The sequence below is a fragment of the Nocardioides massiliensis genome (assembly GCF_030811215.1).
In the GTDB taxonomy this organism is placed as follows: domain Bacteria; phylum Actinomycetota; class Actinomycetes; order Propionibacteriales; family Nocardioidaceae; genus Nocardioides_A; species Nocardioides_A massiliensis.
The window spans coordinates 1,839,001-1,857,749 of the sequence record NZ_JAUSQM010000001.1 but is presented as its reverse complement, the minus strand read 5'-3'; the positions used below and the strand labels follow the sequence as shown (position 1 = coordinate 1,857,749).

20 protein-coding genes are annotated in these 18,749 nt (G+C 71.2%); 6 read left to right on the top strand and 14 right to left on the bottom strand.

Going from position 1 to position 18,749, the window contains the following annotated elements:
* The first annotated feature begins 19 nt into the window (after nucleotides 1-19).
* Entirely contained in the window at nucleotides 20-1,330 is a 1,311-nt protein-coding gene (locus tag J2S59_RS09265) for a SpoIID/LytB domain-containing protein (protein ID WP_306825038.1), read from the top strand.
* A gap of 123 nt (nucleotides 1,331-1,453) precedes the next feature.
* On the opposite strand, the gene J2S59_RS09260 is transcribed toward J2S59_RS09265, so the two are convergent.
* From J2S59_RS09260 to rplM, 4 genes are all read right to left on the bottom strand, one after another.
* The gene (locus J2S59_RS09260) at nucleotides 1,454-1,909 is read right to left on the bottom strand and encodes an organic hydroperoxide resistance protein (RefSeq protein ID WP_068124965.1); all 456 of its coding nucleotides are present in this window, start codon (nucleotides 1,907-1,909) and stop codon (nucleotides 1,454-1,456) included.
* A gap of 143 nt (nucleotides 1,910-2,052) precedes the next feature.
* Nucleotides 2,053-3,420: a phosphoglucosamine mutase gene (gene glmM, locus J2S59_RS09255; protein WP_068124963.1), complete on the bottom strand. Its 1,368-nt coding sequence runs from the start codon at nucleotides 3,418-3,420 to the stop codon at nucleotides 2,053-2,055.
* Between the two features lie 19 nt (nucleotides 3,421-3,439).
* Nucleotides 3,440-3,949 carry a 30S ribosomal protein S9 gene (gene rpsI / locus J2S59_RS09250; RefSeq protein ID WP_370871481.1) on the bottom strand — a complete coding sequence of 170 codons (510 nt, stop codon included), beginning with the start codon at nucleotides 3,947-3,949 and terminating at the stop codon, nucleotides 3,440-3,442.
* 37 nt (nucleotides 3,950-3,986) lie between these two features.
* On the bottom strand, nucleotides 3,987-4,430 hold the full coding sequence (gene rplM / locus J2S59_RS09245; RefSeq protein ID WP_068124961.1) for a 50S ribosomal protein L13: 444 nt from the start codon (nucleotides 4,428-4,430) through the stop codon (nucleotides 3,987-3,989).
* A 489-nt stretch (nucleotides 4,431-4,919) separates the two neighbouring features.
* Here rplM and J2S59_RS09240 point away from each other — a divergent pair, with 489 nt between their 5' ends.
* Complete coding sequence (locus tag J2S59_RS09240; protein WP_068124959.1) at nucleotides 4,920-6,209, top strand: citrate synthase; 1,290 nt, start codon at nucleotides 4,920-4,922, stop codon at nucleotides 6,207-6,209.
* Between the two features lie 59 nt (nucleotides 6,210-6,268).
* On the opposite strand, the gene J2S59_RS09235 is transcribed toward J2S59_RS09240, so the two are convergent.
* From J2S59_RS09235 to J2S59_RS09210, 6 genes are all read right to left on the bottom strand, one after another.
* A complete protein-coding gene (locus J2S59_RS09235) occupies nucleotides 6,269-7,327 on the bottom strand; it encodes an ABC transporter ATP-binding protein (RefSeq protein ID WP_306825037.1) in 1,059 nt (352 codons plus the stop codon).
* A 43-nt stretch (nucleotides 7,328-7,370) separates the two neighbouring features.
* Nucleotides 7,371-8,828, bottom strand: a complete 1,458-nt coding sequence (locus J2S59_RS09230) for an ABC transporter permease (RefSeq protein WP_068119073.1) — start codon at nucleotides 8,826-8,828, stop codon at nucleotides 7,371-7,373.
* Between the two features lie 68 nt (nucleotides 8,829-8,896).
* Nucleotides 8,897-9,931 (bottom strand): iron ABC transporter substrate-binding protein, encoded by a 1,035-nt coding sequence (locus J2S59_RS09225; RefSeq protein ID WP_306825036.1) that lies wholly within the window; start codon nucleotides 9,929-9,931, stop codon nucleotides 8,897-8,899.
* A gap of 87 nt (nucleotides 9,932-10,018) precedes the next feature.
* Nucleotides 10,019-10,864 (bottom strand): ABC transporter permease, encoded by an 846-nt coding sequence (locus J2S59_RS09220; RefSeq protein WP_068123932.1) that lies wholly within the window; start codon nucleotides 10,862-10,864, stop codon nucleotides 10,019-10,021.
* Nucleotides 10,861-11,841, bottom strand: coding sequence for an ATP-binding cassette domain-containing protein (locus tag J2S59_RS09215; RefSeq protein ID WP_068123930.1), 981 nt, complete (start codon nucleotides 11,839-11,841; stop codon nucleotides 10,861-10,863). The genes J2S59_RS09220 and J2S59_RS09215 overlap by 4 nt, the downstream gene beginning before the upstream one ends.
* Before the next feature lie 121 nt (nucleotides 11,842-11,962).
* The gene (locus J2S59_RS09210) at nucleotides 11,963-12,775 is read right to left on the bottom strand and encodes a TetR/AcrR family transcriptional regulator (protein ID WP_220138582.1); all 813 of its coding nucleotides are present in this window, start codon (nucleotides 12,773-12,775) and stop codon (nucleotides 11,963-11,965) included.
* Between the two features lie 173 nt (nucleotides 12,776-12,948).
* Between J2S59_RS09210 and J2S59_RS09205 the strand changes: the two genes are divergently transcribed.
* A complete protein-coding gene (locus tag J2S59_RS09205) occupies nucleotides 12,949-14,220 on the top strand; it encodes an Nramp family divalent metal transporter (RefSeq protein WP_306825035.1) in 1,272 nt (423 codons plus the stop codon).
* Nucleotides 14,221-14,228: 8 nt separating this feature from the next.
* On the opposite strand, the gene J2S59_RS09200 is transcribed toward J2S59_RS09205, so the two are convergent.
* The 3 genes from J2S59_RS09200 to truA are packed head-to-tail and all read right to left on the bottom strand — an operon-like array spanning nucleotide 14,229 to nucleotide 16,475.
* Nucleotides 14,229-15,023 (bottom strand): hypothetical protein, encoded by a 795-nt coding sequence (locus tag J2S59_RS09200; RefSeq protein WP_306825034.1) that lies wholly within the window; start codon nucleotides 15,021-15,023, stop codon nucleotides 14,229-14,231.
* The gene (locus J2S59_RS09195; RefSeq protein ID WP_068118621.1) at nucleotides 15,010-15,630 is read right to left on the bottom strand and encodes a class I SAM-dependent methyltransferase; all 621 of its coding nucleotides are present in this window, start codon (nucleotides 15,628-15,630) and stop codon (nucleotides 15,010-15,012) included. The genes J2S59_RS09200 and J2S59_RS09195 overlap by 14 nt, the downstream gene beginning before the upstream one ends.
* A complete protein-coding gene (truA, locus tag J2S59_RS09190) occupies nucleotides 15,627-16,475 on the bottom strand; it encodes a tRNA pseudouridine(38-40) synthase TruA (RefSeq protein ID WP_068118628.1) in 849 nt (282 codons plus the stop codon). Before truA ends, J2S59_RS09195 begins: the two co-directional genes overlap by 4 nt.
* A 111-nt stretch (nucleotides 16,476-16,586) precedes the next feature.
* Here truA and J2S59_RS09185 point away from each other — a divergent pair, with 111 nt between their 5' ends.
* From J2S59_RS09185 to J2S59_RS09175, 3 genes are read left to right on the top strand one after another with little or no spacing between them, the layout of a single operon-like run.
* On the top strand, nucleotides 16,587-16,964 hold the full coding sequence (locus tag J2S59_RS09185) for an ArsR/SmtB family transcription factor (RefSeq protein ID WP_068118623.1): 378 nt from the start codon (nucleotides 16,587-16,589) through the stop codon (nucleotides 16,962-16,964).
* Nucleotides 16,961-17,494 (top strand): SRPBCC domain-containing protein, encoded by a 534-nt coding sequence (locus tag J2S59_RS09180; RefSeq protein ID WP_068118625.1) that lies wholly within the window; start codon nucleotides 16,961-16,963, stop codon nucleotides 17,492-17,494. Before J2S59_RS09185 ends, J2S59_RS09180 begins: the two co-directional genes overlap by 4 nt.
* Nucleotides 17,491-18,063, top strand: coding sequence for a DinB family protein (locus tag J2S59_RS09175; protein ID WP_306825033.1), 573 nt, complete (start codon nucleotides 17,491-17,493; stop codon nucleotides 18,061-18,063). The genes J2S59_RS09180 and J2S59_RS09175 overlap by 4 nt, the downstream gene beginning before the upstream one ends.
* Nucleotides 18,064-18,126: 63 nt before the next feature.
* Here J2S59_RS09175 and rplQ read toward each other — a convergent pair whose 3' ends face one another.
* Nucleotides 18,127-18,732: a 50S ribosomal protein L17 gene (gene rplQ, locus J2S59_RS09170; protein ID WP_306825032.1), complete on the bottom strand. Its 606-nt coding sequence runs from the start codon at nucleotides 18,730-18,732 to the stop codon at nucleotides 18,127-18,129.
* Nucleotides 18,733-18,749 lie beyond the last annotated feature (17 nt).

The window sequence follows — 18,749 nt, the reverse complement described above, 5'->3', positions numbered from 1 at the left end:
CTTCCCCGGGGGAATCTCCATGCGCACCCACCGTCTCCTCGTTGCTGCCGCGAGCGCAGCCGTCCTCGTCGTCGCCTCGCTCGCCGGTCCGGCGATCGCCGAGCCGACGGCAGCGGCGCCCCTCGCCGTACCCCAGAAGCAGGGCGCGGAGCAGCCGCCGCGCGCCTTCGAGCTCACCGGGTCCGGCTGGGGCCACGGGGTGGGGCTCTCGCAGTACGGCGCCCAGGCGATGGCCAAGGCCGGGCGCACCACGCCGCAGATCCTGCAGCACTACTACCGCGGCACGGAGCTCGGCAAGAACAACCAGGGCCGGCTCGTCGACGTCAACGTCCGCTACCAGACCAGCCGCTTCACCGCGGCCCTGCGCGCGCTGCAGCCGGGAGCCGTCCTCGAGGTCTGCGGCATGCGGGGTGGCACGTGCGTCGCCAAGCGCCGCATCGCCGACGCCACCGCCGACGCGGCGACCGCCGGCCAGGTGGTCGTGGAGCGCTCCGGCAACGGGGTGCGCGCGCTCGTCACGAACGCCCGCGGCCGCACCCACACCGTGACCGGCGACACCGTGCGGATGCGCTGGACCGGCACGCGCTACGTCAAGGGCAAGAACGCCGTCCTACGTCTCGACACCGGCCGCGAGTACCGCCACGGCCGGCTGTGGGTGCACCCCTACGGCAGTGGCGCGCTCAACGCCGTCGTCCGGCTGAACCTGCAGCGGGAGTACCTGCGCGGCATCGCCGAGATGCCCTCGTCGTGGGAGACCGCAGCGCTACAGGCCCAGGCGATCATCGCCCGCACCTACGCCTTGCGCGTCGCGCCCGGCATCAAGAGCGACTGCCGGTGCAACCTGCGCGACTCGGTCGTCAACCAGGTGTACGGCGGATGGGGCAAGGAGTCCGAGGGCACCAACGCGGCGTACGGCAAGCGCTGGGTCGCCGCCGTCGTCGCCACCCGCGGCACCGTCCTGCGCTACGGCAGCGGGCTGGCGGAGACCTTCTACTACTCCTCCTCCGGCGGCAGCACGCTCAACAGCGAGGACGTCTGGTCGGCGGAGGTGCCATACCTGCGCGCGGTCAACGACCCGTGGTCCATCACCGCCGACAACCCCAACCGCAGCTGGACCACCACGCTGAGCCAGGCGCAGGCCCGTGAGCTGTTCAACCTCAAGCAGGTCCTGCGCATCGAGATCACCGGCCGCCACACCGGCGGCGGGCTGCGCGAGCTGACGGCCTACGGCCCCAAGGCCACCCGGCGGATCTCCGGCAAGGCCGACCAGATGCGCATCCGCCTCGGCCTCAAGTCCTCCTGGCTCAACGACATCGCTGCGGTGTCCTGACCCGTCGGGCGGGGGCAGTTTCACCGCCCGAGCCACAACACGCCCGCCCGTCGTACGAAACTGACGCAGCAGACGCCCGGTTTCGTACGACGAGTGGGACCCGTGGGACCCGAGGGGCGCAACTTACGGCGTCTCGGAGGCCTCGGTCGCGACGACGCCACGCAGCGTGACCGGCACGTTGCCGCGGGTGGCCTTGGAGTAGGGGCAGATCTCGTGTGCCGCCTCCATGAGCTCCTGGGCCTGCTCAGCATCGACGCCGGGGATGCGGCCAGTGAGCTCGACCGTGAGCGCGAACGACTTGTCGTGCGGGCCGAACCCGACCGCCACCTCCACAGTCGACTCCGAGGCGTCGACGCCGGCCTTCTTCGCGACCGCCGTCAGCGCGCTCTGGAAACAGGCTCCGTAGCCCATCGCGAAGAGCTGCTCGGGATTGGTGCCCGTGCCCGGCCCGCCGGTCTCCTTCGGCGCCGTCAGCTGCACGTCCATCACGCCGTCCTCCGACACGGCTCGGCCGCCCTGCCTGCCGCCCACGATCTGCACGCGCGCGGTGTACTGGATCTCGTCAGGTGTGTTGGTCATGGGTAGGTCGTACCCACCTGACCTCACGCGTCACAAGATTCGCCACATATGTGGCGTTTTTGCGCGACACGCCGGCCAAGAGCTGTCGGAAGCGTAAAGGTCACCACATATGTGGCGACTTTGGCCGACCGCGCGTACGCCGGTCAGAGGGCGAGGCGGGAGCGGACGACCCCGGCGAGCCGGTCGGCGACGGCGTGTGCCTGGTCGGCGCTGGTGGCCTCGACCATGACGCGGACGAGCGGCTCGGTGCCGGAGGCGCGCAGCAGGACGCGACCGGTGTCGCCCAGCTCGGCTTCGGCCTCCGCGACGGCGGCGAGCAGCTCCGGGTCGTCGGTGCGGTTCTTGTCGACGTCGGGGACGTTGACGAGCACCTGCGGGAGGCGGGTCATGACGGCGGCGAGGTCGGCGAGGCTGCGACCGGTGCGTGCCATGCGCTGGACGACGTGCAGGGCCGTCAGCAGGCCGTCACCGGTGGTGGCGTGGTCGCTGAGGATCACGTGGCCGGACTGCTCGCCGCCGAGGGAGTAGCCGCCGGCCTTCATCTCCTCGAGGACGTAGCGGTCCCCCACCTTGGTCTGGCGTACGGCGAGGCCCTCGCGCTGCAGCGCCTGGACGAACCCGAGGTTGCTCATCACGGTGCCGACGACCGTGTCGGCGTGCAGCCGGTCGGCGTCGCGCAGGGCGAGGGCGAGGATGGCGAGGATCTGGTCGCCATCGACGACCGCCCCGGTGTGGTCGACGGCGAGGCAGCGGTCGGCGTCCCCGTCGACGGCGAACCCCGCGTCGGCCCCGTGCTCGAGCACGGACCTCTGCAGGACCTCGAGGTGGGTGGATCCGCACCCGTCGTTGATGTTGAGCCCGTCCGGCTCGGCGCAGATCGCGACGACGTCGATGCCGGCTTCGCGCAGCGCCCGCGGGCCGGCCACCGAGGCAGCCCCGTGGGCACAGTCGAGGACGATCCGCAGCGGCCGCTCGCCGGCGCCACCCAGCCCACCAAGCCCGCCGTCGAGAGTGCCGACCAGGTGCGCGGCGTAGTCGGCCACGGCCGCGTCGTACGTGCGGATCCGCCCGACCCCGTCGCCCGTGGGCCGCTGCCAGGTCTCGCGCAGCCGCTGCTCGATCGCGGTCTCCAGGGCGTCGTCGAGCTTGACGCCGCCACGGGAGAGGAACTTGATGCCGTTGTCGGGCATCGGGTTGTGGCTGGCCGACAGCATCACGCCGAGATCGGCGTCGAGGTGGGCGGTCAGGTAGGCCACCGCAGGGGTCGGCAGCTCCCCCAGCAGGAGTACGTCGACCCCGGCGGAGGCCAACCCGGCCACGACCGCGGCCTCGAGGAACTGGCCCGAGATCCGGGTGTCCCGGCCGACGACGGCCACGGGCCGGTGCCCCTCGAAGGCTCCGGCCTCGCCCAGGACGTGTGCGGCGGCAACGGAAAGGTCCAGGGCCAGCTCCGCGGTCAGATGACCGTTGGCCAGGCCCCGGACCCCGTCCGTGCCGAAGAGACGTGCCATACGGCGTACGTCTCCTGAATCAGCGCTTGCTGTACTGCGGCGCCTTGCGGGCCTTCTTGAGACCGGCCTTCTTGCGCTCGATGACGCGGGCGTCACGCGTGAGCAGCCCGGCCTTCTTCAGCGCGGGGCGGTTGGCCTCGAGGTCGACGGCGTTGAGCGCACGAGCCACGCCGAGACGCAACGCGCCGGCCTGGCCGGTGATGCCGCCGCCGGAGATCCGGGCGATGACGTCGAAGCGGCCCACGAGGTCGGCGGTCACGAAGGGCTCGTTGACGACCTGCTGGTGCAGCTTGTTGGGGAAGTAGGAGTCAAGGGCGCGGCCGTTGACGGTCCACTCGCCGGTGCCCGGGACGATCCGGACGCGGGCGACAGCCTCCTTGCGGCGGCCGGTGGCCGACGCGGGGGCGATGGTCGCCGGGCGCGGGGGCGCGTCGGCGGAGGGGGCGCTCTCGCTGGTGTAGGCGACGCCCTCCTCGTTGACCTGGAAGTCCTCGACCTCGGTCTCAGAAGTGCTCACGGTGTTCCTCACTGGTCCTTGCTGGTCGGTGCGCTGGTGGGGGCGGCGTTCACTGCGAGATCTGCGTGATCTCGAACGGCTTCGCCTTCTGGGCCTGGTGCGGGTGCTCGGGGCCGCTGTAGACCTTGAGCTTCTTCAGCTGCTGCCGACCGAGGCGGTTCTTCGGCAGCATCCCCCACACGGCCTTCTCGATCGCCTTGCGCGCATCCTTCTCCAGCAGCTCCCCGATGGGGGTCGCGGAGAGGCCACCGGGGTAGCCCGAGTGGCGGTAGGCCATCTTGGTGGTCGCCTTGTTGCCGCTGAGGGCAACCTTCTCCGCGTTGACGATGATGACGAAGTCACCGAGGTCCATGTGCGGGGCGAACTGCGGCTTGTGCTTGCCGCGGATCAGGTTCGCGGCCTGGACCGCCAACCGACCCAGGACGACGTCGGTGGCGTCGATGACGTGCCACTCGCGCTGGATGTCAGCGGGCTTGGGGCTGTACGTACGCACGGCTCTGCTCTCTTCGTTCGTGGTTCCCGCACGGATGTGTCCGCCGGGTGGTGCTGCCACGTCTTCTGACGAACTCTGCCCGGGTTCGGCGGGGAGCCGATCCGGGTCTGCACCACGGCGGAGTCGCACGATTCGGATCAGGCTTGGATCAAGTCGTGATCGAACACCGCGGCGCGGCAGGAGACGCAACTACGCACAATACGGTGCGCTGCGCAGGAGGGTCAAAACGAGGACGACGTACGCCGTGCGAGCCCGGCACCGCACAGCACGGACCAGCGAGCCACGCGCTCACGTACTGGACGGTAGCCGACCCGGTTTCGCGGTCCCGCGCGCGCGGGAATAGGTTGGGACCGACCGCGCCCCACCGGGCCGACGGTCAGCATGGATTTTTCCCAGACCGACGGCCCCGGGGCCAGCTCAGCGACAGCTCAGCGACATGGCGCACCACAGCGCGACCAGTTCACCCGGGCCCGACAGCGAGGAGCCGACGTGGCCGACAGCCTGACCGTGACAGACAACCGCACCGGGGAGTCCTACGAGGTGCCGATCACCGACGGGACCGTCCGTGCGGCGGACCTCGGCAAGATCCGCGTCGATGACGACACCCCCGGGCTGGCCGTCTACGACCCGGGCTTCGTCAACACCGCCTCGTGCCGCAGCGCGGTGACCTTCATCGACGGCGAGAAGGGGATCCTCGAGTACCGCGGCTACCCCATCGAGCAGCTGGCCGAGCACTCCACCTTCCTGGAGGTGGCCTACCTCCTCATCCACGGCGAGCTGCCCACCAGGGAGCAGTACGCCGCGTGGGAGCACGAGATCACCTTCCATACGTTCGTGCACGAGAACGTCAAGGGCTTCATGGAGGGCTTCCGCTACGACGCCCACCCCATGGGCATCCTGATGGCCTCGGTCGGGGCGCTCTCGACGTTCTACCCGGAGTCGCGCAACATCAGCGACCCCGAGAACCGGCACATGCAGATCGTCCGCATGATCGCCAAGATGCCGACGCTCGGCGCCTGGGCTTTCCGCAACGCGCAGGGCAAGCCGTACGTCTATCCCGACAACGACCTGTCCTACACCGAGAACTTCCTCGCCATGCTCTTCAAGATGAGCGAGCGCAAGTTCGAGGCGGACCCGCGCCTGGTCAAGGCGCTCGACGTGCTCTTCATCCTGCACGCCGACCACGAGCAGAACTGTTCCACCAATGCCGTGCGCTCGGTCGGCTCCTCGCAGGTCGACCCCTACTCGGCCGTCGCGGCCGGGGTCGCGGCGCTCTACGGCCCGCTGCACGGTGGCGCCAACGAGTCGGTGCTGCGGATGCTGCGTCGCATCGGTACCAAGGACAACATCCCCGCGTTCATCGAGGGTGTGAAGAACGGCGACGAGAAGCTCATGGGTTTCGGTCACCGGGTCTACAAAAACTACGACCCGCGCGCCAAGATCATCAAGAAGGCCTGCGACGACGTCTTCGAGGTCACCGGCGTCAACCCGCTGCTCGAGATCGCCCAGGAGCTGGAGAAGATCGCGCTCGAGGACGAGTACTTCGTCTCGCGCAAGCTCTACCCCAACGTGGACTTCTACTCGGGCCTGATCTACGAGGCGCTGCAGTTCCCGCCTGAGATGTTCACCGTGCTGTTCGCCATCGGGCGTACGCCGGGCTGGCTGGCGCAGTGGCTCGAGCTGGTGCAGGACAAGGAGCAGAAGATCGCTCGTCCCAAGCAGATCTACACCGGCGGCCGCGGTCTGGACTTCACCCCGCGCGAGCAGCGCTGGGCCTGATCGCCCCAGTCACGCGAGAACGCCCCGCACCGATGGTGCGGGGCGTTCTGCGTCTGGGGTCAGGACTCGCCGGCGCCTCGGGACACGGCCGGCACCAGGTGGACGGTGCCGACGAGGTGCGTGTGGGTGCGCGAGCCGACCTCCGGTATCGCGCTGGTGATCGAGACCGCCGCTTCGACGACGTGCTCGGCGGCCTGGAGGCGGACCCGCCAGACAGGTCCGAGCAGCTCGGCGTCGAGCACCACGGCGGCCGCCTCCTCCCCCGCGCGGGCCGGGGTCAGCAGCACCTGCTCGGGTCGCACGAGCACCGCCGCCGGGCCGTTCGCCGCGGCGCTGGACCCCACCGGGGCCTCGCCGAGAGCACAGACGACGGACGTCGCGGTCTGGTGCAGGACCGGCAGCAGGCTGGCCCGACCGAGCAGGGTCGCCACCGCAGCCGTCGCCGGGCGGCGGTAGACCTCCTCGGGTCGCCCCGCCTGCGCGACGCGGCCTCCGCCGAGCACGACCACCTGGTCGGCCACCGAGAGCGCCTCCTCCCGGTCGTGGGTCACCATCAGTGCCGTCGCCTGCTCCTCGTGCAGCGCTCGACGCACCTCGCGGCGTACCTCGTGGCGGGTGCTGGCGTCGAGAGAGGCGAAGGGCTCGTCGAGCAGCACCACGTCGGGCCGCGGTGCGAGGGCCCGCGCCAGGGCGACCCGCTGCTGCTGGCCGCCCGAGAGCTCGCGGGGGTACCGGTCGCCATAGCCGGCCAGGCCGATCAGGTCGAGCAGCTCCGCGATCCTGGCTTCGCGGTCGCGCGCACGTCGCGGCAGCGCGAAGCCCACGTTGTCGGCCACGCGCAGGTGCGGGAAGAGCGCACCCTCCTGGGGGACGATGCCGATCCGGCGCCGGTCGGCGGGTACGAAGCGCGCACCCGCGACCTCGCGATCGCCCAGCAGGATCTGCCCGGCACTCGGACGCTCGAAGCCGGCGAGCAGTCGCAACAGGGTCGTCTTGCCGCACCCGCTCGGACCGATCAGGCTCGTGAGGCTTCCCGAGGCGACGTCGAGGTCGATGCCGTCGAGGACCGGCGGTCCGGCGTACGCGAAGACGAGGTCTCGGACCCGCACCTCGCTCATCGTCGCTCTCCCGCCGTCGGCCGAGCGCGAGGCTGCGGCGTGCTCAGTCGGCCCATGTCGACCTCCGCGTGAGCAGGAAGGACGGCACACTCGCGACCAGGACCAGGGCCAGAGCGTACGGGGCGGCAGCTCCCTGGGCCGCGCTCGAGGTCCGGCTCCACATCTCCACCGCCAGGGTGTCCATCCCGGTCGGGCGAAGCATCAACGTGGCGGGGAGCTCCTTCATCGCCGTCACGACGACCAGGCACAAGCCGACGAGCACACCGGGTGCCGCGAGCCGACCGGTCACCAAGGCGGCACGCCAGGGCGGACGACCCAGGCTGCGCGCGACCTCGGGCAGGCGCGGGGAGACAGCGGCGACCGACGTCCGTACCGCCCCGACGGCCTTGGGCATGAACAGCACGCCGTACGCGAGCACCAGCAGGGTCAGTGTCTGGTAGAGCCCGGGGGCGGTGCGGAGGCCGAAGTAGACGAAGGACAGCCCCACCACGATGCCGGGCAGGGCGTGCGCGGAGAACGCGACCGACTCGATCGTCTGGCTGAACGGCGAGCGATACCGGGCGGCCAGCACACCGACGCCGGCCGCGAGCAGCAGAGCGAGCAGTCCGCCCAGGAGCGCCACCGTCACGGTGGCCACCGTCGCGTCGACCAGGGTCGGCCAGTGCAGCGAGCTGCGGGTGCCCAGGGCCATCCGCCGGAACAGCGCGACGATCGGGATCGCCACGCCCACGACCGTGGGGACGACGGCCACCGCGAGCGCCGCCCATCGCCACGGACCCAGCCGGACGGGTCGGGCAGGCCGAGCAGCGCCCGCCGAGGTCCGCCAACGCTCCCCGTTGCCGCGCGCCCTCAGCTCGAGCGCGACCAGGAGCACGGCACCGAGCACCAGGATCACGGCGAGCAGCGCTGCGCGCTCGCGGCCCACGAAGGAGCCGTACTGGCGGTGGATGGCCAAGGTGAGCACCTGGTGCCGAAGCAACGCGGGCGTCCCGAAGTCGGCCAGGGCATACAGCGCGGCGAGCAGTGCGCCCGCGCTGGCAGCCGGCGCGATCTGGGGCCAGACCGCTTGGCGCCAGGCACGCACGGGACCCGATCCGGCTGCCTGCGCGACCTCGATCAGACCGTGGTCCAAACGGCGGCACGCCGCCGCCACCGGGAGGGTCACGTAGGGGACACAGGCGGCCGAGAGCACCCACCATGTCGGCCAGAAGCCCTGCAATCCGACGATCGTGCTGGTCCAGCCATACGCGGCGACGTACGACGGGGTGGCCAGTGGCAGTGCCGCCAGGACCAGGACGGTGCCCCGCATGGGCAGGTCGGTGCACGCGACCCACCACCCCGTGAGCACTCCGAGCACCAAGCAGGTCCCGCCCACCGCGACCACCAGCACGACGCTGTTGAGCGTCCACGGCAGCACCTGGCGCTGCAGGACCGAGGTGGTCAGCTCATCGCCCACCGCGCCGCCGGCGCGGACCATCAGGTAGGCGAGCGGGAACAGCACGACGCCCGCCCCCACCAGCGCGCTGAGCAGCAGCGCGGCCGGTGGGCGACGGCGGGCGCCGGACCGGGTCAGCTCAGGCCTGCTTCATCGATCATCAGGAGGGAAGCCTCCAGGTCGGCGAGGTCGCCGAGGTCCGAGATCGGCCCGTCGATGTCCTCGAGCGACGGCAGCCCCTCCGGCGCCTCGACGGACGGCACGAGCGGGTACTCGAAGGTCTCCTCGACGAAGTACCGCTGGCCGTCCTCGGAGACCAGGTAGGCGATGAATTCCTCCGCCGCCGGGTGCTCCGACAGCGCACCGGCGCCCGTGACGTTGACCAGCGCACCCGGGTCACCTGCCGCCGGGAACTTCAACCGCGCGGTGAGGTTGTCCATGCCGACCTCCGCGGCATTGCGGTAGAGGTAGTAGTGGTTGATCAGACCCAGGTCGAGCACTCCACTGTCGACAGCCTCGAGGACGTCGCCGTTGCTCTCGAAGGTCTGGACGTCGTTGCCGGCCATGCCCTCGAGCCACGACTGCGCGGCGTCGTCGCCCTCGGCGACCCGGAAGGCCGTGACGAACGCCTGGAACGAGGCATTGCCGGGCGGGAAGCCGACGCGCCCCTCCCAGGTGTCGTCGGTGAGCGCCAGCACGCTGTCGGGCACCTCGTCCTCGGTGAGGGCATCGGAGTTGTAGGCGATGACCCGCGCACGACCGGTCACGCCGACCCAGGAACCGTCGGTGGAGGTGAAGCCGGGACGGACCGCGTCGGTGATCTCGGCCGACAACGGCTGCAGCATGTCGGCGTCGGACAATGCACCCAGCGCACCGGCGTCCTGGGACAAGAAGACGTCCGCGGGGGTGTTGTCGCCCTCCTCGAGCAGCGTCGCGAGGTGGTCGGTGGTCCCGGCGTACCTCGCCTCGACCTCGATCCCCGTCTCGTCCGTGAACTGCTCGATCAACGGGGCGACGAGCTCCTCGTCGCGGCCCACGTAGACCACGAGGGCCTCGTCGCCGTTGCCCTCCTCCCCGCCGTCGCCGGAACCGCCGCAGGCGGCGAGAACCGGCGCGGCGAGGAGGAGGAGAGGGACCAGGATGCGGGCGGAGCGGGAGGGACGCGTCATCGGAGCTCGCTTCAGTTGGGAAGGCTTACCTAACTGATGTTACGCGCGCTCGCCGCGCCCATCCCCGGGGCTCACTCCGCGGACCGATCAGCTCTTCCGGTTGAACAGCCGCATCGCGATCGGGGCGAAGATGGCGATCAGCGCCGCCGAGAGCCCGAGCACCCAGACGATGTCGGAGACGTCGGTCGCACCGTTCATCAGGCCGCGCGCGGCCTCGACGAGCAGCGTGATCGGGTTGACCTCGACGAACGAGCGCAGCCAGCCGGGCATGGTCTCCGGCGGAGCGAAGACCGAGCTCACGAAGGTCAGCGGGAACAACACCATCATCGACACCCCCATGACCGCGTTGGGGGTGCGCACCTTGAGACCGACGATCAGCCACAGCCACGTCAACGAGAAGCAGAACGTCACCAGCAGGACGACCGCGGCGATGACGCCGAGGAACCCGCCGGGTGCGCGGTACCCGATGATCACGCCCACGGTGAGCACGACAGTGGAGGCCATCGCGTAGCGCGCCGAGTCGCCCAGCAGCGCGCCGACCAGCATCGAGGGCCGCCACACCGGCAGGGAGCGGATCCGGTCGAAGACGCCCTTCTCGATGTCGGTGTTGACCGTGAGTGCGGTGTACATCGTGATGAAGACGACCGTCTGCACGAGGATCCCGGGCAGGGCGTACTGCAGGTACTCCCCCGGCGAGCCCGAGATCGCCCCGCCGAACACGTAGGTGAACATCAAGGTGAACATGATCGGGAACATGGTCACGTCGAAGAGCTGCTCGGGGACGTGCTTGATCTTGAGCATCGCGCGCCAGCCGAAGGCGAACGAGCTCGTCCACGGCGAGGCCGGCGCGGGGCGCTCCCCGCCACCGAGGGCGGCGATCACCTGGGCGTCGAGCTTGCCCCCGGCGTCGGGTCGTTCGGCGGTGGTCGTCATGCCGGCACCTCCTCGGGCTGCAGGTCCGCACGGGGCTCATCGGCCGGACGGCCGGTCAACGCCAGGAACACCTCGTCCAGGCTGGGCTGGCCGAGCGAGTACTCACTGACGGTCAGGCCGGCGTCGCCCACCCGCGCCAGCGCGCCGGCGACACGACCGGGCGCGTCGACGCGCAGCGACAGCGCGGCGGGGTCGGACTCCAGCAGCGGCTCCACGCCGAGCGACTCGGCCAGCATCCGGGCCACCTCGTCGCGCTGGAGCGGGTCGGCCACCCGGACCCGCACGGCACCGGAGCCGACCGAGGCCTTGAGCTCGCCGCTGGTGCCCTCGGCGATGACCCGACCATGGTCGATCACCGCGATCCGGTCGGCCAGCTGGTCGGCCTCCTCGAGGTACTGCGTCGTCAGCAGCACCGTGGTCCCGGCGCTCACGAGCGCGCGGACGATCTCCCAGACCTGGTTGCGACTGCGGGGGTCGAGCCCCGTGGTGGGCTCGTCGAGGAACATCAGCTCCGGGCGTACGACGAGGCTGCCGGCGATGTCGATGCGTCGCCGCATGCCCCCGGAGTACGCCTTCACCTGCCGGTTCGCCGCGTCGCTGAGGTCGAAGGCCGCCAGGAGCTCACGCGCGCGCTCCTTCGACGCGGCGCGACCGAAGCCGTAGAGCCGTGCAAGGAGGGTGAGGTTCTCCAGACCGGTGAGGTCCTCGTCGAGGGAGGCGAACTGACCGGTCATCGCCACGCGCGAGCGGACCTCGGCGGCCTGCCGGGCGACGTCGTACCCGAGGACCTCGGCACGCCCCCCGTCGGGGGTGAGCAGGGTGGCCAGCATCCTGATCGTCGTCGTCTTGCCCGCCCCGTTGGGGCCGAGCACGCCGTACACCCCTCCGGTCGGGATGCGGAGGTCGACACCGTCGACCGCGCGGTTGTCGCCGAAGATCTTCACCAGATCCTCGGTCTCGATGGCCAGTCCGGTCATCGCGGCTCCTTCCTGTTGCTCCGGTCCATGACCGGCTCGTGCCGCCCACCCGTCGGGTGGGTGCCCGGACCGACCTCTCGATTGTGCGGCGACCTGTCCGGCCGCGCACCTGCTTTTCCGGTCACGCTCCGCCCACTTCCGGCGTCCGGGTGGCGCCGTCGAGGAGGAGCACGACCGCCTCCTCCATCGCCTCGCGGGCCTCGCGCTCGAGGTAGGGCTCATCGTCGCCCCCGTCTTCGCTGGCGCCGTCATAGGCGCCCGCGCTCGACAGCCGGGTGAGCGACGGGATCAGCTCGGCGAGGTGCGGCGCGACCTCGTCGAGCTTGGCCGAGCGGGCATACCACCAGTCGGTCTCCGAGATCCCCGTGACGCGGGTGGTCTCGCGCGTCTCGGCGACCAGCAGCGCCGAGCCGCGGACCAGCTGCGCCAGCCCCGACATCACCCGCACCTGGCGCACCGGTGTCAGGCCGGCCGCGTCGAGGATCACGCTCAAGGCCTCCAGGTCGGCGAACTCGTGGGGTCCGAGCGTGGGCCGGGCCGAGCCGATCTTCACCATCCACGGATGGCGCAGGTAGAGCGTCCAGTGGGCGCGCACCCAGGCCAGCACGCCGGCGCACCAGCTGTCCTCGTCGTACGCCGCGGGCAGCTCGCCGAGCACGTGGTCGTACATCAGCTCGGCAAGGTCGTCCTTGCTCGGCACGTAGGTGTAGAGCGCCATCGGGGTGCGCCCGAGCCGCTCCGCGACGGCCCGCATCGACACCGCGTCGATCCCCTCGGCGTCAGCGAGCTCGACCCCGGCCGCCACGACGGCGTCGACGCTGAGCGACTGGGGGCGCCCACGCCGCTCGCCATCCGCCGAGGTGCCGGGCGGACGGTGCGCGCGCCACAGCAGCGGCAGGGACCGTGTCGGATCGAAGGCGTTCTCGCTGGGCACTCGACCTCCTCGCCGCCCGCGCTGCAATTCTTTTACACCGTAAAGGAATCCCAGCCGAGAAGCAACCATGTCGCGCTGAGCACGCACCGCCGAGTGCCGAGCCGGTCCACGATTTCCGCTACCGGCTCGCGGGGTAGGAACTGCCTGCCGCACGCACGCCACCGGGAGCAGCCATGGACACCACGAACTCCCCGTCCTCGACGGACACCGACGACGAGCCGCGCTGGAAGATCGTCGGCCCGGGGCTCCTGGTCGCGGCGACCGGCGTGGGCGCCGCCGACCTGATCGCCACCCTGATCGCCGGCAGCAGGTACGGCTACACGCTGCTGTGGTGCGCCATCCTCGGCTGCATCATGAAGATCGTGCTCGTCGAGGGCGCCGGCCGCTGGACCCTCGCGACCGGACACACCATCTTCGAGGGCTGGTCCAGCCTGGGCCGCTGGACGCACTGGTACTTCGGTCCCTACATCGTGATCTGGGGCTTCGTCTACGGCTCGGCGGCGATGGCCGGCACCGGGCTCGCCCTGGCCGCGCTGCTGGGCGGCCTCAGCGTCGCCTGGTGGGGGATCCTCTCCGCGCTCCTGGGGCTGACGCTGGTCTGGTTCGGCCACTACGGCCTGTTCGAGAAGGTCATCACCGCGATGGTCGCGTTGATGTTCGTGTCGATGGTGACCGCTGCCGCCATCGCCGTGCCGAACGTGCCCGACCTGCTGCGCGGGCTGGTCCCGACCATCCCCGACGGAAGCGTGGTCTATCTGCTCAGTGTCGCCGGCGGTGTCGGCGGGACGATCACCGTCGCGGCGTACGGCTACTGGCTGCGGGAGAAGGGCTGGAACACGCCACGGTTCATGCGGGTGATGCGGATCGACAACCGCATGGCCTACGTCATCACCGGCATCTTCGTGAGCGCCACTCTGATCGTCGGTGCCGAGCTGTTCCACGCCGCCGACATCGCCGTCAGCACGGGCGACCAGGGCATGGTCGACGTCGCGGAGGTCCTGCGCGACAGGTACGGCGACATCTACGGCACGCTCTTCCTCGTCGGCTTCTGGGCGGCGGCGATGTCGTCCCTGCTCGGGGTCTGGCACGGCGTCAGCCTGATGTTCGCCGACTTCGCCACCGAGCTGCGCGGCCTTCCCGGCGACCACCCCGACGCGCAGGCGGGCGGTCGCTACTTCCGCGCCTACCTGCTGTGGCTCACGTTCCCGCCGATCACGATCATCTTCTGGGGCGAGCCGGTGTGGCTCATCCTCGCGTACGGCGTGCTGGGTGCGGTCTTCATGCCGTTCATGGCGGTCACGCTGCTGTGGTTGCTCAACACCTCGCGGGTGCCCGACCGGTGGCGCAACCGATGGTGGACCAACGTCGCCCTCGCCCTGATCGCCCTGGCCTTCGCGGCACTGGCCGTCACCGAGATCCAGAAGGCCGTGTCGGGAGTCCTCTGATCCGTGGCTCAGGCCCTCCCGGACCCGTCGGCGACCACGAGCCGCCCGAACTTGACCGCCTGGTCGACGAGCTCCTCGCGCGACAGCAGCCCGACCGGGTCGCCGGTCACGCGCCACGCGAGCACCTCGGAGGCGAGCAGGCGCCAATCCTCACCGAAGTGATCGACGACGTGGCGCCCGGCGCCGTTCTTGGAGGTGAGCCGGCCGTGGACCAACAGGTGATGCAGGCGCGCGACCCCGAGCACCACCCAGGCGACGTCGGCGATGCCGGCATCGGCACGGAAGCCGTCGAGTGCGTCGATCTGCCCTGCCCAGTACGTCGCGAGGTTCGTACGCGTGTGCTCCCGCAGCGCCTGCGCGTCCCGCCACAGCCTGAGCGGGACCTCGCCGCGGACGCTGACCGCGTGCTCGGCGAGCTCGTGCCAGGTCACCGGCGTGAGCTCCTTCCGGGCCGCAGGCAGGAACCGGCCCTGCAGGGTGCAGGGGCGGTCCGGGGTCGCCGCGGGGCCGGCGAGCAAGTCCTCACCCACCAGGTGGATCCCGTCGAACGCCGGACTCGGGTACGCCGCCGCCAACCGGTCGTGCACGGACGCGAGCACCTCGACCACCGCAGCGGGTGAGCGCGTCAGGACCGCGACGTAGTCGACGTCGCTGCGCCCGGCGTACCACTCACCGAAGCCGAGCGACCCACGCAGGTGCAGACCCTCGACCAGGCCCGGCACGGCCTCGTCGGCGAGAGCGAGGAACTCGGCGCAGACCGCCTCGACCTCGCGCGGCAGCGCCTCGGGATCAGTCCACTCCACGCTCTCCCCCACGGCGCACCTCGAGGACGCGGAACCCCTTCGCGCTGGCCAGCCGCGAGGCCGGCCACCCCTGCGCGTCCAGCCAGCGCTGCAGCGAGTCGGCGCCCAGGTTCTTGCCGACGACCAGCACCGCGCGCCCACCCGGCGCGAGCCGCGGGAGCCACTGCAGGAGGAGGGCGTGCAGGGCCTCCTTGCCGATGCGGATCGGCGGGTTGGACCAGATCTCGTCGTACGTCGCCCCCGGGTCGACGTCGTCGGCGAGGACCGCGCGGAACCGGTCGGCGACGCCCAGTGCCGCGGCGTTCTCGTTGGCGAGCAGGACCGCGCGGGCGTTGACGTCGACACCGGTGACGTCGGCCGCGGCATCCTGGCGGGCGAGCGCCGCGCCGATCACGCCGTACCCGCAGCCGAGGTCGAGGAAGCGTCCGGCACCCGGCGGGTCGGTCTCGCGGAAGAGCACCGCGGTCCCGACGTCGAGGCGCCCGTTCGCGAAGACCCCGGAGCCCGAGGTGAGCTCGAGGTCGAGGCCCCACACGGTGCAGCGGACCGGGGTGCGGGCGAAGGCCACGTCAGGGTCGGCGGAGAAGTAGTGCTCCTGCTCGCTCACAGCACCCCCTCGCTCTCCAGCAGCGTACGGACGCGGCGGGCCGCGGCCGCCTGGGCCGCCAGCTGGTCGTCGGGCGGGTAGCCGACCTCCTCCAGCGTCAGCCCGTGGGCGTGGACGACGGTGACGGCCGGGTCCCGCTCCCGACGGGCGAGCACCTGCGCGGGCCAGTCGGCCGGACGCCGCCCCTCCCCCACGGCGAGCAGGCAGCCGACCAGGGAGCGCACCATGTGGTGGCAGAAGGCGTCGGCCTGGACGTGGGCGACAGCCGTGCCGTCCTCGGCGCGGTGCCAGGCGAAGGCGGTCAGCCGGCGGATCGTCGTCGCGCCCTCACGACGCTTGCAGAACGCGGCGAAGTCGTGCTCCCCGACCAGGCCGTGGGCGCCGGCGTTCATGGCCTCGAGATCGAGCTGGCGTGGCCACGCGAGCACGTGGCTGCGGGTCAGCGGGTCGAGGGCACCGGGCCGGTCGGCGACCCGGTAGGCGTAGCGGCGCCAGGTCGCGGAGAACCGCGCGTCGAACGCGGGCGGCACCTCCCGCACGCCGCGCACGCGCACGTCGGGAGGAAGGACGCCGTTGAGGCGACGGCACAGGGCTTCGGTCGGGGTCGCGGTCGACCGGCCGGCGGCGGCGTCCAGGACGGTGGGCTCGAGGTCGAGGTGGACGACCTGACCCCGCGCGTGCACGCCGGTGTCGGTGCGTCCAGCACACGTCACGGGCGCGGCATCGAGGCGCAGCACCCGACTCAACGCACCTTCCAGCTCCCCCTGCACGGTCCGCAGATCCGGCTGGGTCGCCCAGCCGTGAAAGTCGGATCCGTCGTAGGCGACGTCGAGACGCAGGCGCACGCGCCCATCGTCCCAGACCACCGAGGCCGCTTTCCTCAACCAAGGGGTTGACAACGAGCGGCGGCGAGGCGGATGGTTGCTCAACCGATCAGTTGACTACCAGGAGGTGCCGTGACCGACCAGCTCGGCCGCGTCTTCGCCGCCCTCGCCGATCCCGTCCGCCGCGACCTCGTGGAGCGGCTGACCGACGGGGACGCCACGGTCGGCGAGCTGGCCGCGCCGTACGACATCAGCCTGCAGGCGGTCTCGAAGCACCTGAAGGTGCTCGAGGCCTCGGGGCTGGTCACCCGCGGACGCGACGCACAACGCCGACCCGTCCGACTCGAGGCCGAGGTGCTCGACCTCGCCACGAAGTGGCTCGAGCGCTACCGGCAGCGCGCCGAGGGGCGCTACCAGCTCCTCGACGCCGTGCTCGACGAGCTCGCCCCCGACGGCAGCGACCTGCCGTCCTCTCCCGACCGATCCGCACGCCCAGGAGAAGCATCATGACCACGACCCAGACTCCATCGACCCCGACCGACCAGCGCTACCCCCGTGCCGAGATCACCGCCGACCCCGAGGTCCCGGCAATCCACATCGTCCGCGACTTCCGCGGCACCCCCGCCCAGCTGCTGCGCGCTCACACCGACCCGGAGCTCTTCGCTCGGTGGGTGGGCCCGACCGAGCTCGAGAACGAGATCCTCGCGTGGGACGCGCGCTCCGGGGGGAGCTGGCGCTACGTCGCCCGCCAGCCCGGCTCCGATGACGAGCACTTCTTCCGCGGGTGCTTCCACACCATCGCACCCGATCGGATCGTGCAGACCTTCACCTGGGAGGGCATGCCCGACGACGTCAGCCTGGAGACGCTCACCTTCACCGACCTCGGCGATGGCACCACCCGGCTGCATGCGATGTCGCTGTGCGACTCCTTCGTCGGCCGCGACCAGTGGCTGGCCAGCGGCATGGAGTACGGCATCCACCCCGGCTACGCCGCCATCGACGCGATGCTCGCCGACGGCACGCTGGACGACGCCTCGTGACCTGGCCGACCGACCCGGCGGACCGGCACCGCGTCGTCGCAGCACGCTTCGAGGACGTGGTGGGCGGCGTACGCGACTGGGAGGCGCCGACGCCGGTCGCGTCGTGGCGAGCGCGTGACGTCGTCGAGCACCTGGTGACCTGGCTGCCCGGCTTCCTCGCCGGCGGCAGCGAGCACCACCTGTCGGCCCACGGCGCCGGCGACACCACCGACCCGCCGCAGGTCTGGCGCACGCACGCGACGCGCGTCCAGGCGCTGCTCGACGACCCGGTCGCTGTCAGCTCCGCGTTCACTCACCCGCCGCTGCCGCCCCAGACGTTGACCGAGGCGGTCGCGGCCTACTACGTCACCGACATCTTCCTGCACACCTGGGACCTGGCCCGGGCCACCGCCCAGGACGACGCGCTCGACGCGGAGGTGTGTGCCGAGCTGCTCGCCGGCATGGAGCCGATGGCGGACACGCTCGCGGCATCAGGGCAGTACGGCCCGCGGGTGCCCGTGCCCGATGACGCGACCACCCAGGAGCCACTCATCGGACTCATCGGCCGCGACCCCGCCTGGCGGCCCTGAGACACGACGAAGGCCTGCCACCGTGACGGTGGCAGGCCTTCGTGGTGTACGACGGGGGGTGGATCAGGCCTTCGCCTCGTCCTCACCCTCGGTGGACTCCTCAGCAGGAGCCTCGTCCTCGGCCGGAGCCTCGGCGATCTCCGCCTCCGCCTCCGCCTCGGTCTCCTTGACCTCCAGGACCTGGGTCTCCCCGGCCTCGTCGGTCGCCTCGATCTCGGCCGGAGCGGCGTCGGTCTCGGGCTCGGTGACCTCGGCGGCCGGAGCAGCGGCGGCAGCCGGAGCAGCCTTCGTGCTCGACGCCTTCGGCTCGTAGGCCTCGGTCACCAGCTCGATGACCGCCATGGGGGCGTTGTCGCCCTTGCGGGGGCCGAGCTTGGTGATGCGGGTGTAGCCGCCCGGGCGCTCGGAGAACGACGGCGCGATCTCGGTGAAGAGCAGGTGGACGACGCCCTTGTCGCGGATGGTGCGCAGGACCAGGCGACGGGAGTGCAGGTCACCCTTCTTCGCACGGGTGATCAGCCGCTCGGCGTACGGACGCAGGGTGCGCGCCTTGGCCTCGGTGGTGGTGATCGAACCGTGCTCGAAGAGGGCGGTCGCCAGGTTGGCGAGCATCAGCCGCTGGTGGGCCGGGCTGCCGCCGAGGCGGGTGCCCTTCTTAGGGGTAGGCATGAGGTGTTCTCTCTTTT